This window comes from Youngiibacter fragilis 232.1 (genome assembly GCF_000495435.3).
Lineage (GTDB): Bacteria > Bacillota > Clostridia > Clostridiales > Clostridiaceae > Youngiibacter > Youngiibacter fragilis.
The window spans coordinates 1-2,183 of record NZ_AXUN02000136.1; the positions used below are offsets into that span (position 1 = coordinate 1).

At 41.3% G+C, this 2,183-nt stretch carries 2 protein-coding genes; both read right to left on the reverse strand.

Going from position 1 to position 2,183, the window contains the following annotated elements:
• Nucleotides 1–4 precede the first annotated feature (4 nt).
• A complete protein-coding gene (locus T472_RS07095) occupies nucleotides 5–1,141 on the reverse strand; it encodes an APC family permease (protein ID WP_023387785.1) in 1,137 nt (378 codons plus the stop codon).
• A 30-nt stretch (nucleotides 1,142–1,171) separates the two neighbouring features.
• On the reverse strand, nucleotides 1,172–2,183 hold a 1,012-nt coding region (locus T472_RS07100), incomplete at its 5' end, for a MalY/PatB family protein (protein ID WP_023863472.1).

The window sequence follows — 2,183 nt, forward strand, 5'->3', positions numbered from 1 at the left end:
CATTTTATAGCTGGTCTAGTAAAGAAGCACATAGAAGGACATTGTTTAAGCTATATACTATAATCGTTATACTTCCGATGATGCTTATGTCAAGATCAAATACTATTGGTAGAAATCCAAGAACATACATTATTGTTAGAAGGTATACAGGTGTCTTGAACTTAGGGTGCAGGTGAGCAAGTCCTCTTGGGAACCAGCCATCCTCACACGCCTGCATGACCGGCTTTGTAGCCCATCCAAGCTGAGAGTTCAATGTTGAGATAAGTGCAAACCAAGCTCCACCAACTACAAAGAATACGTAAAGCCATCTAGGAAGTATGGTTTCTGCAACCCATGTCAGTGGCTGTCCCGCTACTTGAGCAACCGGAAGAACACCGGCTGCAATAACAGACATGAATCCATAAAGTACTGCTACAGCTACTGTCGATATGATTATGACTAACGGTATATCCCTTGTCGGATTCTTAGCTTCTCCCGCAAGATTCGCTGCTGCTAATGCTCCACCAGTTGCAAATGTCAAGAGTGCTCCAGCTCGGAATAGTCCAAGAAGTCCATTGGTTATGAATGAATCAGAGAAATAATTTGGTTGAAGCTGTGTTATACCGAATGCAGAGAATGCAGCAAGTGCAATAACGAGTATAAAGACTATGGCATTCTGGAACTTAGCCATTACATCTACGCCAACCATGTTAAGGCCATATAAAAGAGTCAGTATGCCTAGTGCCAAAAGCTTTCTTGGCAGAAAAGGTATGAACGGCATAGCATAATCGGCAAAGGAAAGAGCATACATGGCTATTGACACATTAGTCAGGATAAACATTATCATGTACGCACCACTGTATTTTTTACTGAACAGTGAACCAACAATTGAATACTGTCCCCCCCTGAATCTTGCCGTTGCGTTGATTAGAATCATTGGAACAGAGCTGATAAGTACCAACACTGCTGATAGGATAAATGAAACAGGTACAGACCTTCCAGTCATAGCAATAGCTACTCCAGTCAGTGACATGATTCCAGCACCTATGATCTGACCTACAGCCTGGCTCATCAGATCCCAGAATCCAAGGACTCTTTTAAGGTCTTTTGTCGAAGAATTCGCAGTGTCTACCATGGTAATTTCTTTTTGATTGACATTCATTATGATTCCTCCCTCTTTATCAAATAATCCTTAATTTTTTAGTGTTTTCTTAAGTCTTTCTAATCCTTCTAACATAACCTTTGTAGGGCAAGCAATGTTCATTCGTTCAAATCCGTTGCCTTCTTCACCAAACACATATCCTTCATCGAAGAACACCTCTGCCTCCATATGCATAATTCGTTCAAGCTCATCCTTGTTGTACCCAAGCTCATTAAAATCCATCCATTGCAGGTATGTCCCTTCCAATGGGAATACTTTGACTTCCGGCAGATGTTCCTCCATAAAGCTCTTAAGTACTTTATGATTGTGATGTACCAGATTAACCAGTTCGTCCAGCCATTCTCCACACTCGTTGTAAGCTATCTCGCATGCCTTATACCCTATAATATTCAAGCTAAAGAATCCATTGGATTCAACTTCTCTGAGATAAGTTTCCCTTAGCTCCTTGTTGGGGATTATGATGTTAGAAGTATGCATCCCAGCCAGGTTGAAGGTCTTGCTTGGAGCAGTGCAAACTATCATGTTGTTCGCAGCCTCTTCAGAAATTGATGCGAAGACAATGTGTTCATGGCCTGGCATAATCAGATCGAAATGGATCTCATCAGATATTATAACGACATTATTACGCAGACATATATCAGCAATTTTTTCTAACTCATCCCTCTTCCACACTCTGCCTACCGGATTATGCGGACTACAGAATAGAAGCACCTTGTTTCTTGGGTCCTGTGCCTTTTCTTCCAGATCATCATAATCAACGAGATAAGTATCTCCATCTTGAATCAGCGGATTTTTTACAAGGTTCCTCTGATTCTTTCCTATTGCACTGAAGAACGGATAATAGACCGGAGTCATTATGATGATGCCATCTCCAGGCTCAGTCAGCGCTTTGATTGCAGAATAAAAGGCACCTACAACACCTGGTGAACCTATAATCCATTCTGGCTTGATATCCCAGTTGTGTCTTCTCTTCATCCACCCACATACTGAACTAATGTAGTTTTCAGTAGGCAAGGTATAGCCTAGTACTATGTAACATTTA

Coding starts and splice junctions, on each gene's coding strand:
- T472_RS07095 (WP_023387785.1), bottom strand. CDS start 1,141: ATGAATGTCAATCAAAAAGAAATTACCATGGTAGACACTGCGAATTCT.